Genomic DNA, 19641 nt, shown 5'->3' with positions numbered 1-19641 from the left:
CTGACTCGTGTCAATGACCTGAACAGGAATCGGCCGCGCGCCCACAAGTACCGAAGGGTGACAGAGCTGCGGGGCCAACCCGGTGGGACGCTGTTGGCCCATCCCGTCAGTGGGCCTGGGCGACCCTGCACAGCCGAGAAAGCGTGACACTTTCGCGAGAAGTGTCACGCTTTCTGGGAAAGGGTGCCCCGGCGCTCAGCTCAGCTCAGCTCACTAAAGGGACGGAACAAGCGTGGTGACCGTGCCAAGGACGCCTCCCACGACATTTCCCACGGCGTCCCCCACGGCCGTCAGCGGCTGCACGGCACCGGCGTCGCCACCCGAGGGCCCGGGCTCCGGCGCCGGTTCGTCGCAGCAGGCGACCTGAGCGGCGCGGGGCGCGTACTGCTGCTGGTCCTGTTCCGGCAGGTTCGAGAGAGGGGGCGGCGGTACGTCGCCCTGGGGGGCGCCCTCGGGCGGCACGGGCGCGTCAGGTGCGCCGTCCCCCGGCGCTTCCCCCGTCCCCTTCCCGTCCGCCTCGCCCTTTCCGGTCGGCCCGCCCAGCTCGACCCGCGCGTCGGCCGCGGATTCCAGCGCCCACCGCTGCCCGGCGGACCCGTTCCGGTCCGTCACCACGACCCGCGCCCCCGCCTTCGCGCTCGCGGGAGCGACGGCCAGCCCCTGGCTCCAGCGGAGCAGGAACTCGCCGCGCACCGTCAGGTCGTAGTGCACCTCGCCCGCGTGCACCAGGCAGCCGGCCAGCGTGACCGTGCGCGCGGTGGTGTCGGTGGCGAGGCAGAGTCCCGGGTCGGTGAGGCTGCGCAGCAGGCCGTCCTGGTCGTACGACCACTGCTGTGATCCGGCGGTGGAACAGGCAGCCATGGTGACGGCGGCGCCGGACCGCACCTCGCCGCCCGGGATGTCGAGGCACAGGCCGGAGGCGAGGCTGCGCAGGACGCCCTGCTGGACGACTCCCGCGACTCCCCCGTCGGCACCGGCGGCCGAAGCGGAGGCGGCGGAACCGTCGGACGAGGGCGCGCCGACCGGGCTCGGGCGGGTCGAACTGCCGCTGGCGGCGCCCCAAGTGACGTGCGGATCGGGCGTGTTGCCCCCTTCGGTCCAGCCCTTGGTGGCGAGCACGGTCGCGAGCAGGGCGAGGGAGGTCAGGCCCACGCCCACGAGCGCGGCCTTGGGGTGCCTGCGCGGGAAGGCCAACCGGCCGTCGGGCGTGGGGCGGTGGCGGCCCATCGGGCGGCGGGCGACGCGGGCGTAGGTCTCGGGGGTCTCGCGGCCGGGCCGTGAGTCGAGGTAGCGGCGGGCGCCCCAGCCGAGGACGGTCTCGGCGAGCAGCACTTCGAGGCCGCCGTCGAAATGGCTCAACTGCTCTGCCGCGAAACGGCAGTAGCGGCACGTCATGAGATGCCGTTGCACATCGGGCAACAGACTGCCGCCGCGGCGGATCGGGACGTCGAGGAGCCGGTTGTAGTGACGGCATTCCGCGGTCGGCGCGAGTTCCTTATGGGCACGTGCACAGCCCTGCCGGAATTGCTCTCGCGCCTGATCCAGCGCGGCACTCGCGGTGACCTCGTCCACGCCCAGCAGACCGGCCGGTACGGATATGGGTTCGGCCTCGACCTCGGTGTGCCACAGCAGGCATTGGGAGGCGCCGGACAGCGCGCCGAAAGCGCGCTCCGCGAGCTTCCGCCTTTCGGAGGTGCCGGGCCTCGCCGCGCGTAGACCTCGGGCGCCAGTGGGTTTACGAAGTTCCGGCAGCACCGCGGCAATTCGCTCCTCCGCCGCCCACTTCTTCACCATCTCCCTTACCGCCACGAGGAGTTGGGGACGCAGGGCGCCGCCGGTGGCGCGGCCGGCCAGTACCTGATGAAAGGCCGCGCCGGCCACCATGGACGCCGAACTGTCGGCGGTGGCAAGGCAGATGACGGCATATTCGCTTGTCGCCTGCCAGTGTCGTGCCAGCAGCAGTGCCACGGCACGGGTGCCCGCCGCCTTATCGCCGAGTTGCGCCACGAGATTGCGGTCGGACTCCCCCGGGCTGGATCCGGGGCGGGGCGGGAACGGCGGGCGTGGGGGGTACGGGGATTGCACGGGACCATTTCCTTCCAAGCCGCAGGACGGCACACGAATGCCCGACCATCGGAAAGCAGGTGCTTGATTGGTGCATACCTATGAACTGTCAGAAACGACCCTGACCATTGCCTTCTCACGACTGGCCTCACGAGGTGGCTCACACTCGCACAAGCTTCAGACAGGAAACAAGGAGTTCGGGTGACCGATGTTCAAAACGCTATGAATTCAGATTGGTTACCGCGGGTATCCACAGGCGTCTCCACACAATCTCCAACTCCCCCGTGAACTAAGGGAGGCACACAGGGAACTCCGATGTTTCTCTCGGGGCGCTCTCATCGGGGCGGGCCACCATGGGTCCCATGATCACCCCCCACTCTTCAGCCACCCCCGCACCCGCCCGCGTCCCCACGGTCCGCAAGGCGGTCGTGCCGGCCGCCGGGCTCGGCACGCGGTTCCTGCCCGCGACGAAGGCGACGCCGAAGGAGATGCTCCCGGTCGTCGACAAGCCCGCGATCCAGTACGTCGTCGAGGAGGCCGCCGCGGCCGGGCTCGACGACATCCTGATGGTCACCGGCCGGCACAAGCGCGCCATCGAGGACCACTTCGACCACGCCTTCGAGCTCGAACAGGCCCTGGCCGCCAAGGGCGACACCGTGCGCCTGGACGCCGTACGCGACCCCGCGCGCCTCGCCGACATCCACCACATCCGCCAGGGCGACCCGCTCGGCCTCGGCCACGCGGTGCTCTGCGCCCGCCACCACGTCGGCGACCAGCCCTTCGCGGTCCTCCTCGGCGACGACCTCATCGACTCGCGCGAGACCCTGCTCAGCCAGATGCTGGAGGTCCGCGAGCGGTACGCCGGCAGCGTCGTCGCCCTCATGGAAGTCCCCGCGGAATCAGTCCACTTGTACGGCTGCGCGGCCGTGGAGCCGACCGGCGAGGAGGGTGTCGTACGCGTCACCGGCCTCGTCGAGAAGCCGTCCCGCGAGGACGCGCCGAGCCGCTACGCCGTCATCGGCCGCTACGTCCTCGACCCCGCGATCTTCCCCACCCTGGAGCGCACCCCGCCCGGCCGCGGCGGCGAGATCCAACTCACCGACGCCCTGCAGGAGTTGGCCGCCGGAGGCACGGTCCACGGGGTCGTCTTCAAGGGCCTGCGCTACGACACCGGCGACAAGGCCGACTACCTGCGCACGGTGGTCCGGCTGGCCTGCGACCGCGACGATCTGGGGCCCGAATTCGTCGCGTGGCTCAAGGAGTTCGTGGCGGGACTGGAGAGCGGGGAGAGCGGGGAGACCGGCAAGGTCAGCGGGGGTGCGCGGATCGCGGCCTGAACGCCACCCGCCCCGCGCACGTCACGCACACGGGGGCCCGGTCATCCGTAGGCGATGACCGGTCCCCCGTAACGGAGTTGAACTGATCAGCCGTTCGGCCGGAGGGTCCAGGTGACCGTCATCTCGCCCGTGACGGCGCCGTCCTCGCGCTGGATGGCGACGGTGACCGGGAACTCGGGGCGCTCGCCCGCGTCGAGTTCGGCGACGACGTCGGCGGCGGGGCGGCCGAGGGTCGCGGTGGCCCTCACCGGGCCGAGGGCGATCTTCTTGAACGCGATCTCGGCGTTGACCGGAAGCGGCACGGCCCGCGAGAGCTGGTCGCCGAAGGCGGCGAGGACGATCGCGCCGCTGGCGGACTCGCCCAGGGTGAACATGGCACCGGCGTGCGGCCCGCCGACATGGTTGCGGTACTCGCTCTGATCCGGCAGGGCCAGCACGGCCCGCTCCGGACTGGTCTCCAGGTACTCCAGGTTCAGGGTCCGAACCATCGGCACCGTGGCGGCGAGCAATTCGCCTATCGACATCTGGTCAGCACTCATGACGGTGATGTTACCCACGAGTAGCCACATCTGGCCAGGTGTGTGCGCCCGCACACACCGCGCGGCCGTCCACTCGGCATGGAGTTGGTACGACCCTGACAAGGGGCGGTGACCCAACCGTGTCCGGGGCCGCACTAGGGTTACTGCCCATGTGGCCAGGACAGCAGCCGCCCGGGGGCGAGCAGAACCCGCAGGACAACCCGTACCAGCAGCCGGGGTACCAACAGCCGAATCCGTATCAGCAGCCCGGCTACCAGCAGCCCAATCCCTATGAGCAGCAGCCTCAGTGGGGCGCTCCGGGTCCCGCGGGCGGACCGCAGCTTCCTCAGCCGCCGCAGGGCGGGGGCGGCGGGAACCGGACGAAGCTGGTCGCGATCGTCGCCGCCACGGCTGTCGTCGTAGCGGCGGGTGTGACCGGTTTCCTGGTCCTCGGCGGCAACAAGGACGACAAGGCGGACGGCGGCACGGACAAGGCGAGCCAGTCGCCGTCGGCGTCCGCGGACCCGAGTGCCTCCTCCTCCGGTTCGGACGACAACCCGCGCGGCAACGAGACCGAGAAGCCGACGATCGCGGGCTGGAAGGTCGTCGTCAACCAGAAGTACGGCACCGCCTTCGACGTCCCCGCCACCTGGGAGGTCGGCAAGCCGGGCACCTTCACGTTCTTCGAGGACGAGGTGAAGGGCGACGGCTCCCCGTACATCGGCTTCTCCGCGCCCGCCTATCTCAAGCAGAACTGGTGCGAGTCCGACGACAACAAGGACGGCACGAAGGAGACGTCGTCGCTGGCGTCGAGCGGCACCAAGGGCGAGGACGGCGCGAAGGACACGGCGAGCACCGCGCGCGGTGACGCGGCCGCGTTCGCGTTCGGCGGGTACACGGACCAGAAGGACTCGTCGAAGAAGTACCTGAAGATCGGCGCCGCGAAGCCGTACACGACGAAGTCGGGTGTCGTCGGCAGCGTCGCCACCTCGTACACGTCCGGCGTGCCGAAGACCGGCAAGTGCTCCTCCGACGGCAAGGCGACCACGTTCGCCTTCAAGAACTCGGCGGACGACTTCGTGTCCTGGACGCTCTACGGCGCGAAGGGCGTCAGCGAGGAGATCCCCGACGCGACGATCCAGCAGATCCTGAGCACCGTACGGCTGCACGGGGACCCGACGGGCGCAACCAGCTGACAGCCGTGGGTCGTTGGGCATCGACCGTTTGGCTTGATTCTGGCGGCAATCCGTTTGGCGGGGTGTGGCGTGGACGGCGATAGTCGGCCGATGACCGTCGCCCCCGCCTCCCGTCGACCGCGCCGACCCGACTGGGCGGGCCGCAACTACACCCTGCTGACGGCCGCCGCGGTGGCGACCGGTCTCGGTGGCAACGGCGCGCTGATCGCGTCGGCGTTCGCCGTGCTGGAGTCGGGCGGCGACAGCGGTGACGTGGGTCTGGTGGCCGCCTCGCGCACACTGCCGCTGGTGTTGTTCCTGCTGATCGGCGGCGCGATCTCGGACCGGATGCCCCGGCACCACGTGATGGTCGCGGCGAACGCCCTGAGCTGCGTGTCACAGGCGACCTTCGCGGTACTCGTCCTCACCGGCGACCCCCGCCTCTGGCAGATGATGCTGCTGACCGCGCTCGGCGGCACCGGCCAGGCGTTCTTCGGCCCGGCCGCCGAGGGCATGCTCATGTCCACGGTGAGCGGCGAACAGGCGGGCCGGGCGTTCGCGGTCTTCCGGATGGCGATGCAGGGCGCGTCGTTGGGCGGCGCGGCGCTCGGCGGCGCGCTGGTCGCGGCGGTGGGCCCGGGCTGGGTGCTCGCGATCGACGCGGCGGCGTTCGCCGTCGCCGGCGGACTCCGCTCCTTCCTCGACGTGAGCCACATCCCGCCCCGCGCACCGGGCGGCGGGATGCTGGCCGATCTCCGGGACGGCTGGCGGGAGTTCATCGGCCGCCCGTGGCTGTGGTCCATCGTCGTGGCCTTCTCCATCGCCAACGCGGTCGTCGGCGCGGCGGACGCGGTCTACGGCCCACTCGTCGCCCGCGACAGCCTCGGCGGCGCGGGCCCATGGGGCCTGGCCCTGGCGGCGTTCGGCGCGGGCACGGTCGCCGGCGCCCTGTTGATGACCCGCTGGAAACCCCGCCGCCTCCTCCTGGCCGGCATGCTCGGAATCTTCCCCCTGGCCCTCCCGTCCGCAGCCCTCGCCGTCCCGGTCCCGATCGGCGTCCTGTTCGCGGTGATGTTCATCGCGGGCACGACGGTCGAGATCTTCGGGGTGAGCTGGATGACCGCCCTCCACCAGGAGATCCCGGAAGGCAAGCTCTCCCGCATCTCCGCCTACGACTGGTTCGGCTCGATCGCGCTGATGCCGCTCGCCGCGGCGGCCGCCGGCCCAACGGAGTCGGCCTTCGGGCGTACGGCTGCCCTGTGGGGATGCGCGGCTCTGGTCACGCTGGTCACGGGGGCGACGCTGTGCGTACCGGAGGTACGGAACCTGCGGCGGCGCACCGGATCGACATCGCCGCCCGACGAGAAGCCGGAACGGGCCGCGAACGGATCAGCCGATGCCGAACGCTCCGTCGGGGGGCTCGGGTGACGGAACGGCGTCCTCGTCCTCGACGGGTCGCGCCGAACCGATGAACTCCCTTACCGCGAGCCCGTGTTCGAGCCGCGCGGGAAACGCGTCGGATGCCACGAGCCGGACCAGGGCCGCCGTCTCGACCGGCTGCTGCGAGGCGACGAGCACCGCGTTGCCGAAGCGCCGACCGCGCAGGACGGCCGGTTCCGCGATGAGCGCCAGCTCCTGGAACACCGCGCCGAACGTGGCGAGTTGGGCACGCAGAAAGGCGAAGGGGGCGGCATCGGCGAGGTTGGCCAGGTAGACGCCGTCGGCACGCAGAACGCGGGCGGCCTCACGGGCGTAGGTCACGGACGTGAGGTGCGCCGGAACCCGCGAACCGCCGAACACATCGGCCACGATCACGTCGGCCGACCCGTCAGGCGCCGCCTCCAGCCAGGCGCGGGCATCGGCGCCGTGCACGGTGACACCGGCGCCGTCCGGCAACGGCAGGTGCTCGGTGACCAGTTCCAGCAACCCGCGATCCGCCTCGACCACATCCTGCCGCGAACCGGGCCGGGTCGCCGCCACGTACCGCGGCAACGTGAACGCCCCGCCGCCCAGGTGCAGCACGTCCAGCGGACGCCCCGGTTCCGCGAGGGTGTCCAGCACGTGCCCGAGCCGCCGCGTGTACTCGAACTCCAGGTGCGTCGGCGCGTCCAGGTCCACGTAGGACTGCGGCGCCCCGTCGACGGTCAACAACCAGGCCCGCTCCCGGTCGACGTCGGGCATGAGCTTGGCGACCCCGTGATCTACGTCCCGGGTCACGGGTATCGGCTCGTCCACGGGAAGGGATTCGTTCACGGGTCCATTGTGCCGGTGCCGTCTTGCCCCCGATGCCGGCGCTGTCTCTTCTCCGGCCCAGCAAGGCGCCCCGAAAGGGGCGCGGGGAACTGCGCGACCAGCCCCCACCGGCCCGCAGCCACCCACGCCCCTCAGCCACCCAAGGGTTCAGTCGACCTCCGTAACCGTCCCGGCCCCCACAGTCCGCCCACCCTCACGGATAGCGAACCCGAGCCCCGGCTCCAACGGCACGTCCCGCCCCAGCTCGACCACCATCGTGACGGTGTCCCCGGGCCGCGCAACCACCGCCTCCCCGAGATCAATGTCCCCGACAACGTCCGCCGTACGGATGTAGAACTGCGGCCGGTACCCCGTGGACACCGCGGTCGTACGCCCACCTTCACGCGCCGACAGGACATACACCCGCGCCGAGAACCGCCGCCGAGGCACAACACTCCCCGGCGCCGCGACGACATGCCCTCGCCGAACCGCGTCCCGAGGCACACCCCGCAGCAACAGCGCCACGTTGTCGCCGGCCTGCGCCTCCGCCATGGGCTTGCCGAAGGTCTCCAGTCCGGTCACCACCGTGTCCACGCCCGCGCCCAGCACTTCGATCCGGTCACCCACCCGGACCGTGCCCCGCTCGACCGCCCCCGTGACGACCGTCCCGCGCCCGGTGATCGTGAGCACGTTCTCGACCGGCAACAGGAACGGCGCGTCCAGATACCGCTCGGGCATGGGCACGTACGTGTCCACGGCGTCGAGCAACGCGTCGATCGAGGCCGTCCAACGGGGGTCCCCCTCAAGGGCCTTGAGGCCGGACACCCGTACGACGGGCACGGAGTCGCCGCCGTAGCCGTTCGCGGTGAGCAGTTCGCGGACCTCCAGCTCGACGAGGTCGGTGAGCTCGTCGTCGCCCGCGTCGGCCTTGTTGAGCGCGACCACGATGTGGTCGACGCCCACCTGCCGGGCGAGCAGCACGTGTTCGGCGGTCTGCGGCATGATCCCGTCGAGCGCGGAGACGACGAGGATCGCCCCGTCGAGCTGCGCGGCCCCGGTGACCATGTTCTTGACGTAGTCGGCGTGGCCCGGCATGTCCACGTGCGCGTAGTGCCGGGTGTCGGTCTCGTACTCGACGTGCGCGATGTTGATGGTGATGCCGCGCGCGGCCTCCTCCGGCGCCCGGTCGATCCGGTCGAACGGTACGAAGGTGGACGCGCCGCGCTCGGCGAGGACCTTGGTGATGGCGGCGGTCAGGGTGGTCTTGCCGTGGTCGACATGGCCCATCGTGCCGATGTTCAGATGCGGTTTCGTGCGGACGTATGCCGTCTTGGACATGGCGGTACCTCGAAGCCTGGTGAAGTGGATGCGGGGACCCCGAGGACCAGCCGACCCTCCCCCTGCGGGGTCCGCCGGACGATCCGGAGAGGGTCAGCTTCGGGCGCCGTCGACTGCGGCGACGAGAACGGGAACGGCAGCCTTCGGAGCACCCGCGACAGGGGGTGCTGCGAGGTGGAAGGCGTACCGGAACATGAGGCCGATCATTGCCGACGCTTTGCCCGGCGTCGAACGATTTATCAGCCCGTGGGACGTCAGGCGCCGATGTTCTTCAGGGCCTCGCGCACCGACAGCGGCGCGAACCGCCCCTTCTCCTGGGCGAGGAACCCGCGGACCGCCTCCGGGTCCGTCTTGGCGTACTCGCGCAGGCACCAGCCGATCGCCTTGCGGATGAAGAAGTCCGGGTGCCCGGACTGGCGCAGGCAGTACGCGAAGAGGCGTTCGGCGTCGGTGCGCTCCTTGTAGCGCAGTTGGTGGAGGAGGGCCGTACGGGCGACCCACATGTCCTCGTCGACGATCCACTCGTCCATGTCGGCCGCCAGCTTCGGATCGGCGGCGACCAGGCCTCCCACCACGTGGGAGGCGAGTGCGTCGACGGTGTCCCACCAAGGGACCGTCGAGACGAGATGACGGGCGACCGGCAGGAAACCGGACGTGCAGTGCCTCACATGGCGGCGCAGATAGTCCACCGCGAAGTACTGGTACTCGCGCTCCGGCAGCTCCCAGCAGCGCAGCGCGATCGCGGTGCAGTCGGTCTCGTCGGGGCGGGGTGTCCCCTCCAGGACCGTGCGGGACAACGCCCTGCGTACGGGTGTGGTGAGGCCCAGGAAGGGCGCGATGTCCTTCATGTACGCCCGCATGGGCACGGCCCGTTCCGGATCGGCCGCGGCGGCGTACGTGGCCGTGAGCCGCTCCAGCACGGTGTCCGCGAGAACGCTGCCCGGCACCCGCACGGTGCCCGCACCTGTGACGCTCATGAGACGAACCATACGGCGATCACATACACAGGTCGGTTAGGGTCGCCGACATGCTCGCCGATGCCGCCACCGACTCCGGGGGCACCCGCTCTGGGGGCACCGCCACGGCCACTCCCCAGGCCCCCGTCCCGGCACTCGCCGCAGTCGTGACCGTCCCCGCGGCCATGGCCGTAGCACCGCTGCCGCACCTCGTCCCGACCGGCTTCGCCGCGCGCTGCACCAGAGCCCTGCTCTCGCCGTGGTCGCGACTGTCACTGCTCCTCGTGCTGCTCGCCGGGGCCGCGTCGACCGTACTGCTCTTCCACCCACAGCGGCTCCTCTCGGACGGCTGGCCGCCCCAACTCGGCGGCGCCATGGCCGCGTTGGTGTTCGCGGCGGCGTACGGCCTGTGCAGCGTGGCGTTCGTACCGCGCCCCCTGCTGAACCTCGCGGCGGGCGCGCTGTTCGGCTCCCAGCTGGGCACCGGCGCGGCGCTGGCGGGCACGGTGCTCGGCGCCGGGATCTCCTTCGGCCTGGGCCGCGTGCTGGGCCAGGACGCGCTGCGCCCGCTGCTGCGGGGCCGCTGGCTGAAGGCCGCGGACGGGCAGCTCAGCAAGCACGGCTTCCGGTCGATGATGGCGGCACGGCTCTTCCCGGGACTGCCGTTCTGGGGCGTGAACTACTGCGCCGCCGTCTCCCGCATGCGCTGGACGCCGTTCCTGCTCGCGACGGCCCTCGGCTCGCTCCCGAACACCGCCGCCTACGTCGTCGCCGGTGCCCGCGCCTCCAACCCCACCTCACCGGCCTTCCTGATCGCGATGGCCTGCATTGCCCTGCCCGCGCTGGGCGGCGCCGTGGTGGCCTGGCGCAAGCGCCACCACCTGCGGGCCCCCTGAGGGATCAGACCGACTCAAGGATCATCGCGTTGGCGAGACCGCCCGCCTCGCACATCGTCTGCAGCCCGTAGCGCGCCCCGCGGTCCCGCATCGCGTGCACCAGGGTGGTCGTCAGCCGCGTACCGCTCGCCCCGAGCGGATGCCCGATCGCGATGGCCCCGCCGTGCACGTTGACCTTGGCCAGATCCGCGCCCGTCTCCTGCTGCCAGGCCAACACGACGCTGGAGAACGCCTCGTTGACCTCGAACAGGTCGATGTCGTCGAGGGTGAGCGAGGCCCGGCGCAGCACCTTCTCGGTGGCCGGGATGACGCCGGTGAGCATGAGCAGCGGGTCGGAACCGGTCACCGCGAAGCTGTGCAGCCGGGCGAGCGGGCGCAGGCCGAGCCTGGCCGCCGTCTCACTGGACGTGATGAGCACGGCGGAGGCGCCGTCGTTGATGGGGCTGGAGTTGCCGGGGGTGATGTTCCACTCGATCTGCGGGAAGCGCTCGGCGTACGTGGCGTCGTAGAAGGCGGGCTTGAGGCCGGCCAGGATCTCGGTCGTGCTGCCGGGCCGTACGCACTCGTCGCGCGACGCGCCCTCCAGGGGTGCCACCTGTGCGTCGAAGAGGCCCGCGTCCCAGGCGGCGGCCGCCTTGAGGTGCGAGGAGACCGCGAAGGCGTCCAACTGGTCGCGTGTCATCGACCACTTGGCGGCGATGAGTTCGGCGCTGATGCCCTGCGGGACGAGGCCCTCCGGATAGCGCCCGGCGACACCGGGACCGAAGGGATCCGTGCCGGGCAGCACGCTCGACCCCATCGGCACCCGCCCCATGGACTCCACCCCGCAGGCCACGACGATGTCGTACGCCCCGGAGATCACGCCCTGCGCCGCGAAGTGCACGGCCTGCTGGGAGGAGCCGCACTGGCGGTCCACCGTGGTCGCGGGCACCGACTCCGGGAAGCCCGCCGACAGAACGGCCTGCCGGGTGATGTTGACGGCCTGCTCACCGACCTGGGTGACCGTGCCGCCGATGACGTCGTCGATGACCGCCGGATCGATCCCGGTGCGCTCGACGAGGCTGCGCAGGGTGTGCGAGAGGAGTTCGACGGGGTGGACCTGGGCGAGGGTGCCGTTCGGCTTGCCCTTGCCTACGGGCGTGCGTACGGCTTCGACGATCACTGCGTCACGCATGGGACGGGCCTCCGTGGTTACCAGCGAGCACTACTAGTGAGTAGGAAATCCAAACTCACCATAACCCCGTCAGTTTGAAAATCAAACCCTCCTCTAAAGTGGGTGCTATGGCCCCCCTCAAAAACAAGCCCACCCCCAAAGACCCGCGCCCTTGCTCCATCGCCGACGCCCTCGCACTCGTCGGCGAGAAGTACTCCCTGCTCGTCCTACGGGAGGTGTGCCTCGGCAACCGCCGCTTCGACCAACTGGTCCGCAACATCGGCGCCCCGCGCGACGTCCTGGCCGCTCGGCTGCGCCGCCTCGTCGACGCCGGGATCCTGACCCGGCGGACGTACAGCGAGCACCCGCAGCGCTTCGAGTACCGGCCCACCGAGGCGGGGCTCGAACTGGAGCCGGTCCTGATGACCCTCATGGCATGGGGCGACCGCCATCTCCAGAAGGATGACGATCGCCCCATGGTGATCGAGCACATCTGCGGCAACGAACTGGTCCCGGTCGTCACCTGCACGGCGTGCGGCACCCCGGTCCATCACCAGGACCTGACGGCCCACCCGCAGTCACCGGGCTGGACCGTGACAGGCCCGACGGCAGCCTAGAAGGCCCTCGGCCTCAGACGGTCCCCTTGTAGACGTCCAACCGCCCGCACATCCCGAACTTCCCGTACGCGGACGGCTGTTCAGCCCGTACACCAGCATCGGCGAGGTGCGAGAAGTCCCCCTGTTCGAGCCGGTCGAGCTGCGCCCCCGTAGCCTCGGCAGCGGCCCGCGCCCCCCGCTCCCAGCGCTCGCGCCACTCCGCGAGCCGGGGCCGTACCAACGTGGCGGCGGCCCGATGGAAAGCGGCCAGCGCTTCCGGGCCCTCGGCCTCGCGCAGCGCCCGGTAACCCTCCAGGGCGAGGTCGCGCCGGGCCCGGGCAACACGTTCCTGCTCGGCCTCGGGCGCGTCGGCCGGGATCACGGTGACGGAGGCGTACGTCTCCGGGTCGGTGAGGTACCGCGGAGGCAGTGTGAGCACCGCGTCCCCCGCCTCGGGCAGGCCGCTGTTCTGCATGAGGACGGTGATGCGCAGGTCGTCCTCGTTGACGAGCCGGTGGATGGTGCCCGGCGTGAACCAGGCGACCGTTCCGGCCGCGAGCGGCGTCACCTCGTACCCGGACGTCGTGAGCGTCTGCACCGCGCCCCGCCCGCCGGTGACGACGTACCCCTCCGAACAGGTCAGGTGCATATGGGGAGTTCCGCCGCACACCCCGCCGTCAGCTTCGGCCGGCCAGTCGTAGACCGACAGATGCGAGACGGCGACCCCGCCCGGCAAACCGGAAAAGCCGCTCACCACGGGCGCGCCTCCAGGTACTTGGCGATCTCCTCCCGCTCCCACGCTCCGTCGGCCACGACCACCCGGTAGCGCCGGGTGAGGGTGTCCCCGGGGGCGAGCTCCAGCTCGTCGTAGAAGGCGAAGGAGGGGGCGATCCCCGCGAACGGCTCGTTGCGGACGAACCAGTGGGCGGGGTGGGTGCCCTGGGCGCCGGACTCGTCGTTCTCCGGGGCGTGCGCGAAGACGACGGTCCCGTGCCCGTCGGTGCCGTCGTGCTCGCCGGAGACGGCGAGCCAGGGGCCCTGGGAGCCCATCAGGTCGGGGCCCTCGCCGTCGGGGCCGATGATCCGGCCGTCGCGGAAGGCGCGCGGGCCGCGCCAGAAGAGGCCCGTGTAGCCGGCCGCCTCGCGCCCGTGGGTGGTCGGGCTGCCGAACCGCAGGGGCTCGTCACGGCGGTTGGTCACGGCGCTCGTCCAGGTCAGCGCCCACGAACCCGACTCCGTGTCGACGTCGTGCACCTCGATCCGGCGCTGCTCGTCGGCCCAGAGTTCACCGCTGTACGGGTGCCAGGTGAGCCGTTCGGCGATGACGAGACGGTCGGTGTCGGCGTCGATCTCGTCGAAGCCGACATGGGCCATCGACCCGACCCGCTCCGGGAGTTGGAGATACCCCTCGCCGTGAACGTATGTGTTGCCGCCCCACAGGTTCTGGCCCGACAGATGCGAGGCGGTGAACTGCAGCCCCTTGTGCCAGCGGTGGTCGTTGGGCCGGTAGTCCGTGACGACGTCACCGGCCAGCGTCCTGATCGGGTGGAGGTACGGCTTCGGCGCCTCCCAGGCGGCCTCGGGCCGGTACACATAGCTGAACAGCTCGACGCCGGTGGCCGGTTCGGTCACCGTGACGCGGTCCCCGTGGGCATGGACGATACGCAGGCCGGTCACGCCGGCACCTCCTCGCGCGCCACGGGCGCCCAGCCGGGGGCGCCACCGTGCAGCGCCGTGTAATAGGGGTCTCCGGGGCCGATCTCGCCGGCCCGGACGGTCGTGTCCGTGAACGCCGACTTGTAGAGCGCGGTGATCAGCTCCAGGCTGGTCCGCCCGTCCGTGCCGCTGCTGCGCGGGCGTTCGCCGGCGCGCATGCTCACGACGAGTTCACGCAGCTGCTCCAGGTGCGAACTCGGCACGTCGGGACCGAAGTCCTGCCAGGCCGCCGCCTCGTCCCCCGACACGTCCGGGGCGGGCGTGATGCGCCAGTTGTCGTTGCTGTGCCCGTACAGGTGGGTGAGTTCGACGGTGGCGCGCTCGCAGTCGATGCGGATACGGCTGACCTCGTCGGGGCTCAGCACGCTGTTCACGACGGTCGCCATCGCGCCGTTCTCGAAGCGGACCAGCGCGGTCGAGACGTCCTCGGTCTCCACGTCGTGGACCAGCCGCCCGGCCATGGCCTTCACCTCGCTCCACGGCCCGAGCAGATCGAGCAGCAGATCCATCTGGTGGATGCCGTGTCCCATCGCGGGCCCGCCGCCCTCGGTCTCCCAGCGCCCGCGCCAGGGCACGGCGTAGTAAGCGGTGTCGCGGTACCAGGTGGTCTGGCAGTGCGCCACGAGCGGCCGTCCCATCGCCTGCTCGGCGAGCAGCTTGCGCACATGCCGCGAGCCCGACCCGAACCGGTGCTGAAAGACGATCGAGGCGTACGGACCCCCGCGCTCGCCCTCCTCGTCCTCCACGGCGTCGAAGTCGGCCAGCGTCGGCACCGGGGGCTTCTCGCACCAGACCCAGGCACCGGCCCGCAGCGCGGCGATGGTCTGCGCGCGGTGCAGGGTGGGCGGGGTGCAGATGGTGACGAGGTCGGGCCGCTGTTCCCGGAGCATCTGCTCCAGGTCGGTGTAGGCGTGCGGGATCCCGGCCTCGGCGCAGAACGACTCGACCGACGTGGCATCGATGTCAACGGCGGCGACGACCTCGGTCTCACCCTCCTCGGCGAGCCGCGCGAGCGCCGGGAAATGGGAGCCGCGGCCGATGGCACCGGCGCCGACCACGGCGGCCCGGACGCGTCGGCCGGTGAGCGGGGGCAAGGGCTGGCGGGCCCCGGGGTTGGTGGCGGGTGTGGACATGGTCGTGATCAGCACTCCTCCGGGGACAGCGAGCGCATGCAGCAAGCGCTTTCCTCCGCTGCAACGTATGCGCCGCCCCCGCAGCTGGTCAACACCGCGAACCCGGAGTCGTCGGACCACTCGTGAAACCTCTGTGTACGGAGTCGCGCAACGGCCCTGAAACCTCTGCGTCCGGAGCCGCGCGACCGCCGTGAAACCCCTGTGTCCGGCCTGTCACACGGGGACGCTACGCTGCCCCTCACACACACTCGTTCACCGCGCGCGGCGTTTTGGTGTGTCCTTTGCCCCTCCTCGATCAGCACTTGGACGCCGTAACTCCATGTCTTGGTTTGAATCCCTCATCCTCGGACTCGTCCAGGGGCTGACCGAGTTCCTCCCCGTCTCCTCCAGCGCGCATCTGCGGCTCACGGCGGCCTTCTCGGGCTGGGAGGACCCGGGCGCGGCCTTCACGGCGATCACCCAGCTCGGCACGGAGGCGGCGGTGCTGATCTATTTCCGCCAGGATGTCGGGCGGATTCTCGCCGCGTGGTTCCGGTCGCTCACCAACAAGGAGATGCGGCGCGACCACGACGCCCAGATGGGCTGGCTGGTGATCGTCGGCTCCATCCCGATCGGCGTGCTCGGTGTGACCCTCAAGGACCAGATCGAGGGCCCGTTCCGCGACCTGCGCGTCACCGCCACCATGCTGATCGTGATGGGCATCGTCATCGGCATCGCCGACCGCCTCGCGGCCCGAGACGAGAACGGCGGTCGGCACCGCGCCCCCAAGCAGCGCAAGACCCTGCTGGACCTCAACACCAAGGACGGCCTCCTCTACGGCCTCTGCCAGGCGATGGCGCTGGTCCCCGGCGTCTCCCGCTCGGGCGCGACCATCAGCGGCGGCCTCTTCATGGGCTACACCCGTGAGGCGGCGGCCCGTTACTCCTTCCTCCTCGCCATGCCGGCCGTACTGGCCTCGGGCGCCTTCGAGTTGAAGGACGCGGCGGAGGAAGGGCATGTCGCGTGGGGGCCGACGATGTTCGCGACGGCGATCGCGTTCGTCGTCGGATATGCCGTAATTGCGTGGTTCATGAAGTTCATCTCCCACAAGAGCTTCATGCCGTTCGTCTACTACCGCGTCGCCCTCGGCATCGTCATCATCGCGCTGGTGACGGCGGGCGCGCTGAGCCCGCACGCGGCGGAGTCGGCGGGCTGAGTCAACTCCCGGGCAGAGCAAGGGCCCAGGGCTCGGGCTCGATCCCGACGCCGTTGGCAACGTAGGCGATGGTGCGGTACCACCCGGCGAGCACGAGGAACTCGATCGCATCGGGCTCGTCGAGGTGCTCCCGCAGGCCGGACCAGACGGGCTCGCTCAGCCGGGCGTCGGCATGGAGTTCGTCGACGGCTCGGAGCAGCGCGGACTGCCGGGGCGACCAGGCCGGGTCATCCGGGGTGCCGGTCGCGGTCAAGGTGATCTGGCGCGGGGCGAGTTGGGCGGCTTCGGCGTACGTCGCCGTATGGACGCCCCACTCGTAGGCGCAGCCGGAGCGCGCGCAGACGCGGGCGATGACGAGTTCGCGGTCGGCGGTGCTCAGGAGGCCGTGGACAAGGAGGCCGGAGCCCAACGCCCGCATGCGGGAGGCGAGTTCGGGATGACGTTCGAGGACCTTGAAGAGCATCAGGGGTTCACGGGTGACGCCGGGTGGCATCCAGCGGTGCAGGGCGCGGTCGGTGTCGGGGGCGTATGGCCGGGTGACACCTTCGATGCGCTGTTTCATGTCCGGGTTCATGTCCACCGACTCTTGCGCTTCTGAAATCGAAGCGCAAGAGTGAGTCAGGAGTTCGTACCCGGCGATCACCATGAGCCGGGCGAGGAGGCCCAGTTGGAACCGACCCCCGTCCCCGGTCGCCCCGTGCGCGGATCGACCACCGGCCGTCCGGTCATGGCTGCGCTCGACCTCCTCGGGCGACGCTGGACACTCCGCGTGATCTGGGAACTCCACCGGCACGACACCCCGATCGGCTTCCGCGACCTGCAACGCCGCTGCGACGACATGTCCTCCAGCGTCCTGTCCACGCGGCTGGCGGAGCTGCGTGAGGCGGACATTGCGGGGCAGACGCCGGACGGGGCTTGGCAGTTGACCGCGCTCGGCACGGAACTCGTGATCGCGATGGGGCCGTTGCTGGAGTGGTCGCGGGTGTGGGCCGAGCGGCGGGGGTGAACCAACTCATGGCGCCGACACAGCAGTTCGCCCGCGTGACGCCCGACCACCTCGACCGCTGCCGCACTTCGGCCCTCACCTCGCCCGGCGCGTCCCCGGACCGGGACCCACCGGACGGCGACCGGCTTCGGCGATCCACCCCGACCGATCGTCCGGGCCGCGTTGGGCTCTCCGGTCAACTCGCCCGTGACCAACCCCATACGGTCTGAGTAGCCGTCCGGTAGCGCAGTGTCAGTCCTTGCCCCTAGGCTGTTCGCATGTCCCCCGATTCCGTGGCCCCTGGTTCCGTGCGGTCTGCTTCCGAGGTGAACGAGCAGATCCGGGCACTCTGGCTGCGTGCGGGCGGCTCGCTCTCGACCCAGGAGCGGGAGGAATACGAGCTGTTGGTGGTCGAGTGGGCCGCGGCGATCCGCGACGAGGTCATCGCGGCGGCCTGAGTGGAGCAGCTCAGCAGCGTGCCGCCGCGCCAGGGCCTCGTCATCTTCCTGAACGGCACGTCCAGTTCGGGCAAGTCGAGCATCGCGGCCGAGCTGCTGCCGATCCTGGACGAGCCGTACTTCCATCTGCCGGTCGACGCGTTCCACGCGATGCGCGCGCCGGTGCCGATCGCACCCGACCAGCTCGACACCATGCTGCACCGCACCTGGCGGGGCTATCACCGCGCCGTCGCGGGGATGGCCGCCGCCGGCAACAACGTCGTCATGGACCATGTGTTGAGCGCCGAGTGGCGGCTGCGGGACTGCCTCTCGCTGTTCGTCCCCGAGCACGTGGTCCTCGTCGGCGTGCGCTGTCCCCCGGAGGAGCTGGAGCGCCGCGAGCGCGCCCGCGCCGACCGCCCGCCCGGGCTCGCCGCCCGCCAGCTCGCCCAGGTCCACGCGCACGGCGTCTACGACCTCGAGTGCGACACCGGCCGCCTGGACGCGGCCGAATGCGCCCGCCGTATCCGGGACTTCCTGCCGGGGAGGCCGAGGCCTACGGCGTTCGAGCGGCTGCGGGCCGGGGCGTAGGGCCTCACCGCCCGCCCGTCATCCGTATCACCGTCCCCGTCGCGTACGACGCGTCCGGTGACATCAACCAGGCGATCGCGGCGGCGACTTCCTCGGTGTTTCCGGGTTCGACCGCGTTGACGCGGATGCCGTCGGGGCCGAGTTCCCCGGCGAGGCTCTGGGTGAGGGCGTCGACGGCGGCCTTCGTCACAACGTGATGGACGACGTCGCCGGGGTCGGCGGTGCACGGCATCACGTTCACGATCACGCCATTCCCCCGTGCCGTCATCACCCGCGCCGCCCGGCGTGAACACAGCAGCGTCCCAAGGAGGTTGACCTCGACGGCCCGGCGCAGGTCAGCGGGGTCGGTGTCGGCGAGGCGGGCGGAGGACACGGTCACCCCGGCGTTGTTCACCAGCCCGGTGACCGGCCCGAGTTCCTTCGCGGCCAAGGTGAAGAGCCGCTCGACGTCGGCCTCCACGGACGTGTCCGCCTGTACGCGGACCGCACGGGCGCCGGAACGCCGTACCCCCTCCGCGACTTCCTCGGCCTCGGCCGCGTCCACGTCCCCTCCGTAGCCCACCACCACGTCGTGCCCGTCCTCCGCGAGCCGTCGGCAGGTCGCGGCGCCGATCCCCCGGCTGCCCCCGGTGACGACCGTGACAAGACGTTTCATGAGTGCTCCTCGCGACGGAAACAGAAGAAGATCGGGATGAAGATCGGCGGAGAACCGTCGAACACCACCGAATGTTCCCCACCTCGTATCCGCGTCCCCCTTGGCGCGACACGCTCCGTAGCCAACACTGAGCCGATGACGCAGCGTGTGGAACTGGCGATTGTGATGGACCGGCTGGCCGTGGACGAAGTGGTCACCGAATACGCGGTGGCGGTGGACGACGGCGACTGGGAGGCGTACCGGAAACTGTTCGCCCCGGACGGGCGTGCCGACTACCGGTCCGCCGGAGGGATCGAGGGGAACGCGGAACAGGTCGCCGGATGGCTCGCGGAGAGCCTGCAGTTGTTCTCGATGCGGCAGCATCTGATCGTGAACCGGCGGATCCGCTTCGGTGCACTGGACCAGCACACCGACGACACCGCCCGCGTCCAGGCCGACTACGTCAATCCGATGCGCTTCGCCAAGGACGGGGAGAGCGATGAGGGCGACCGCCTCACCGCTCCCGACTTCGTGTGCGGCGGGCGGTACGCGTTCGGGCTGCTGCGGACGGACGACGGCTGGCGGCTGACCGAGGTCGTCGTGGAGGAGAAGTGGCGGCGCCTTCCCGAGCGGCGCCCGGAAGCCGTGGTCCACTGATACGACCGGTTCGGCGTCCGCCGTCCGG

At 70.8% G+C, this 19641-nt stretch carries 21 protein-coding genes; 10 read left to right on the top strand and 11 right to left on the bottom strand.

Annotation, left to right across the window (positions count from 1 at the left end):
* Positions 1-213 precede the first annotated feature (213 nt).
* Positions 214-2085, bottom strand: coding sequence for an RICIN domain-containing protein (locus OO69_RS27185; RefSeq protein ID WP_234444539.1), 1872 nt, complete (start codon positions 2083-2085; stop codon positions 214-216).
* Between the two features lie 341 nt (positions 2086-2426).
* Here OO69_RS27185 and galU point away from each other — a divergent pair, with 341 nt between their 5' ends.
* Positions 2427-3401 carry a UTP--glucose-1-phosphate uridylyltransferase GalU gene (gene galU / locus OO69_RS27180; protein WP_033283491.1) on the top strand — a complete coding sequence of 325 codons (975 nt, stop codon included), beginning with the start codon at positions 2427-2429 and terminating at the stop codon, positions 3399-3401.
* A gap of 86 nt (positions 3402-3487) precedes the next feature.
* On the opposite strand, the gene OO69_RS27175 is transcribed toward galU, so the two are convergent.
* Positions 3488-3925 (bottom strand): DUF4442 domain-containing protein, encoded by a 438-nt coding sequence (locus tag OO69_RS27175; protein ID WP_033283431.1) that lies wholly within the window; start codon positions 3923-3925, stop codon positions 3488-3490.
* A gap of 164 nt (positions 3926-4089) precedes the next feature.
* Between OO69_RS27175 and OO69_RS27170 the strand changes: the two genes are divergently transcribed.
* Positions 4090-5115 carry a membrane protein gene (locus tag OO69_RS27170; protein ID WP_033283430.1) on the top strand — a complete coding sequence of 342 codons (1026 nt, stop codon included), beginning with the start codon at positions 4090-4092 and terminating at the stop codon, positions 5113-5115.
* 90 nt (positions 5116-5205) lie between these two features.
* Complete coding sequence (locus OO69_RS27165; protein WP_033283429.1) at positions 5206-6522, top strand: MFS transporter; 1317 nt, start codon at positions 5206-5208, stop codon at positions 6520-6522.
* On the opposite strand, the gene OO69_RS27160 is transcribed toward OO69_RS27165, so the two are convergent.
* The 3 genes from OO69_RS27160 to OO69_RS27150 all read right to left on the bottom strand — a co-directional run bounded on the left by OO69_RS27160 (position 6484) and on the right by OO69_RS27150 (position 9641).
* A complete protein-coding gene (locus OO69_RS27160; RefSeq protein ID WP_033283428.1) occupies positions 6484-7329 on the bottom strand; it encodes a spermidine synthase in 846 nt (281 codons plus the stop codon). The genes OO69_RS27165 and OO69_RS27160 overlap by 39 nt on opposite strands.
* A 165-nt stretch (positions 7330-7494) precedes the next feature.
* Entirely contained in the window at positions 7495-8664 is a 1170-nt protein-coding gene (tuf, locus tag OO69_RS27155) for an elongation factor Tu (protein ID WP_033283427.1), read from the bottom strand.
* A gap of 254 nt (positions 8665-8918) precedes the next feature.
* On the bottom strand, positions 8919-9641 hold the full coding sequence (locus tag OO69_RS27150) for a DNA alkylation repair protein (RefSeq protein ID WP_033283426.1): 723 nt from the start codon (positions 9639-9641) through the stop codon (positions 8919-8921).
* 50 nt (positions 9642-9691) lie between these two features.
* Here OO69_RS27150 and OO69_RS27145 point away from each other — a divergent pair, with 50 nt between their 5' ends.
* The gene (locus OO69_RS27145; RefSeq protein ID WP_033283425.1) at positions 9692-10516 is read left to right on the top strand and encodes a TVP38/TMEM64 family protein; all 825 of its coding nucleotides are present in this window, start codon (positions 9692-9694) and stop codon (positions 10514-10516) included.
* A 4-nt stretch (positions 10517-10520) separates the two neighbouring features.
* Here the strand turns inward: OO69_RS27145 and OO69_RS27140 are convergent, their stop codons facing one another.
* Complete coding sequence (locus OO69_RS27140; RefSeq protein WP_033283424.1) at positions 10521-11690, bottom strand: thiolase family protein; 1170 nt, start codon at positions 11688-11690, stop codon at positions 10521-10523.
* Between the two features lie 107 nt (positions 11691-11797).
* On the opposite strand from OO69_RS27140, the gene OO69_RS27135 reads away from it, so the two are divergent.
* Positions 11798-12286 (top strand): winged helix-turn-helix transcriptional regulator, encoded by a 489-nt coding sequence (locus OO69_RS27135; protein ID WP_033283423.1) that lies wholly within the window; start codon positions 11798-11800, stop codon positions 12284-12286.
* Between the two features lie 13 nt (positions 12287-12299).
* Here the strand turns inward: OO69_RS27135 and OO69_RS27130 are convergent, their stop codons facing one another.
* From OO69_RS27130 to OO69_RS27120, 3 genes are read right to left on the bottom strand one after another with little or no spacing between them, the layout of a single operon-like run.
* The gene (locus OO69_RS27130) at positions 12300-13022 is read right to left on the bottom strand and encodes a cupin domain-containing protein (protein ID WP_033283422.1); all 723 of its coding nucleotides are present in this window, start codon (positions 13020-13022) and stop codon (positions 12300-12302) included.
* Positions 13016-13942: a PmoA family protein gene (locus OO69_RS27125; RefSeq protein ID WP_033283421.1), complete on the bottom strand. Its 927-nt coding sequence runs from the start codon at positions 13940-13942 to the stop codon at positions 13016-13018. Before OO69_RS27125 ends, OO69_RS27130 begins: the two co-directional genes overlap by 7 nt.
* Positions 13939-15114: a Gfo/Idh/MocA family protein gene (locus tag OO69_RS27120; RefSeq protein ID WP_199811036.1), complete on the bottom strand. Its 1176-nt coding sequence runs from the start codon at positions 15112-15114 to the stop codon at positions 13939-13941. The genes OO69_RS27125 and OO69_RS27120 overlap by 4 nt, the downstream gene beginning before the upstream one ends.
* Positions 15115-15433: 319 nt before the next feature.
* Here OO69_RS27120 and OO69_RS27115 point away from each other — a divergent pair, with 319 nt between their 5' ends.
* Positions 15434-16309: an undecaprenyl-diphosphate phosphatase gene (locus OO69_RS27115; RefSeq protein WP_033283419.1), complete on the top strand. Its 876-nt coding sequence runs from the start codon at positions 15434-15436 to the stop codon at positions 16307-16309.
* 1 nt (position 16310) lies between these two features.
* Here the strand turns inward: OO69_RS27115 and OO69_RS27110 are convergent, their stop codons facing one another.
* Positions 16311-16883, bottom strand: coding sequence for a carboxymuconolactone decarboxylase family protein (locus tag OO69_RS27110; RefSeq protein WP_234444538.1), 573 nt, complete (start codon positions 16881-16883; stop codon positions 16311-16313).
* A 153-nt stretch (positions 16884-17036) separates the two neighbouring features.
* On the opposite strand from OO69_RS27110, the gene OO69_RS27105 reads away from it, so the two are divergent.
* The 3 genes from OO69_RS27105 (at position 17037) to OO69_RS27095 (ending at position 18322) form a co-directional block, all read left to right on the top strand.
* Positions 17037-17315 (top strand): winged helix-turn-helix transcriptional regulator, encoded by a 279-nt coding sequence (locus OO69_RS27105; protein WP_078652579.1) that lies wholly within the window; start codon positions 17037-17039, stop codon positions 17313-17315.
* A 257-nt stretch (positions 17316-17572) separates the two neighbouring features.
* Positions 17573-17752 (top strand): hypothetical protein, encoded by a 180-nt coding sequence (locus OO69_RS27100; RefSeq protein WP_033283418.1) that lies wholly within the window; start codon positions 17573-17575, stop codon positions 17750-17752.
* Positions 17753-18322, top strand: a complete 570-nt coding sequence (locus tag OO69_RS27095) for a chloramphenicol phosphotransferase CPT family protein (protein WP_033283417.1) — start codon at positions 17753-17755, stop codon at positions 18320-18322.
* 4 nt (positions 18323-18326) lie between these two features.
* Here OO69_RS27095 and OO69_RS27090 read toward each other — a convergent pair whose 3' ends face one another.
* A complete protein-coding gene (locus OO69_RS27090; protein WP_033283416.1) occupies positions 18327-18977 on the bottom strand; it encodes an SDR family NAD(P)-dependent oxidoreductase in 651 nt (216 codons plus the stop codon).
* Between the two features lie 135 nt (positions 18978-19112).
* On the opposite strand from OO69_RS27090, the gene OO69_RS27085 reads away from it, so the two are divergent.
* Positions 19113-19613 (top strand): nuclear transport factor 2 family protein, encoded by a 501-nt coding sequence (locus OO69_RS27085; RefSeq protein ID WP_033283415.1) that lies wholly within the window; start codon positions 19113-19115, stop codon positions 19611-19613.
* Positions 19614-19641: the final 28 nt, after the last annotated feature.

Origin of the sequence: Streptomyces sp. NRRL F-525 (assembly GCF_000716605.1) — a bacterium.
Taxonomy (GTDB): domain Bacteria; phylum Actinomycetota; class Actinomycetes; order Streptomycetales; family Streptomycetaceae; genus Streptomyces.
Note: the sequence above shows the minus strand (reverse complement) of the source record. Positions and strands in the feature narration are given on the sequence as shown.

Excerpts from the sequence above, each read along its gene's own strand:
- galU (WP_033283491.1), top strand. The coding sequence starts at position 2,427 with ATGATCACCCCCCACTCTTCAGCCACCCCCGCACCCGCCCGCGTCCCC.
- OO69_RS27175 (WP_033283431.1), bottom strand. The coding sequence starts at position 3,925 with ATGTCGATAGGCGAATTGCTCGCCGCCACGGTGCCGATGGTTCGGACC.
- OO69_RS27170 (WP_033283430.1), top strand. The coding sequence starts at position 4,090 with ATGTGGCCAGGACAGCAGCCGCCCGGGGGCGAGCAGAACCCGCAGGAC.
- OO69_RS27165 (WP_033283429.1), top strand. The coding sequence starts at position 5,206 with ATGACCGTCGCCCCCGCCTCCCGTCGACCGCGCCGACCCGACTGGGCG.
- tuf (WP_033283427.1), bottom strand. The coding sequence starts at position 8,664 with ATGTCCAAGACGGCATACGTCCGCACGAAACCGCATCTGAACATCGGC.
- OO69_RS27150 (WP_033283426.1), bottom strand. The coding sequence starts at position 9,641 with ATGAGCGTCACAGGTGCGGGCACCGTGCGGGTGCCGGGCAGCGTTCTC.
- OO69_RS27145 (WP_033283425.1), top strand. The coding sequence starts at position 9,692 with ATGCTCGCCGATGCCGCCACCGACTCCGGGGGCACCCGCTCTGGGGGC.
- OO69_RS27140 (WP_033283424.1), bottom strand. The coding sequence starts at position 11,690 with ATGCGTGACGCAGTGATCGTCGAAGCCGTACGCACGCCCGTAGGCAAG.
- OO69_RS27135 (WP_033283423.1), top strand. The coding sequence starts at position 11,798 with ATGGCCCCCCTCAAAAACAAGCCCACCCCCAAAGACCCGCGCCCTTGC.
- OO69_RS27120 (WP_199811036.1), bottom strand. The coding sequence starts at position 15,114 with ATGTCCACACCCGCCACCAACCCCGGGGCCCGCCAGCCCTTGCCCCCG.
- OO69_RS27115 (WP_033283419.1), top strand. The coding sequence starts at position 15,434 with ATGTCTTGGTTTGAATCCCTCATCCTCGGACTCGTCCAGGGGCTGACC.
- OO69_RS27110 (WP_234444538.1), bottom strand. The coding sequence starts at position 16,883 with ATGAACCCGGACATGAAACAGCGCATCGAAGGTGTCACCCGGCCATAC.
- OO69_RS27105 (WP_078652579.1), top strand. The coding sequence starts at position 17,037 with ATGGCTGCGCTCGACCTCCTCGGGCGACGCTGGACACTCCGCGTGATC.
- OO69_RS27100 (WP_033283418.1), top strand. The coding sequence starts at position 17,573 with ATGTCCCCCGATTCCGTGGCCCCTGGTTCCGTGCGGTCTGCTTCCGAG.
- OO69_RS27090 (WP_033283416.1), bottom strand. The coding sequence starts at position 18,977 with ATGAAACGTCTTGTCACGGTCGTCACCGGGGGCAGCCGGGGGATCGGC.
- OO69_RS27085 (WP_033283415.1), top strand. The coding sequence starts at position 19,113 with ATGACGCAGCGTGTGGAACTGGCGATTGTGATGGACCGGCTGGCCGTG.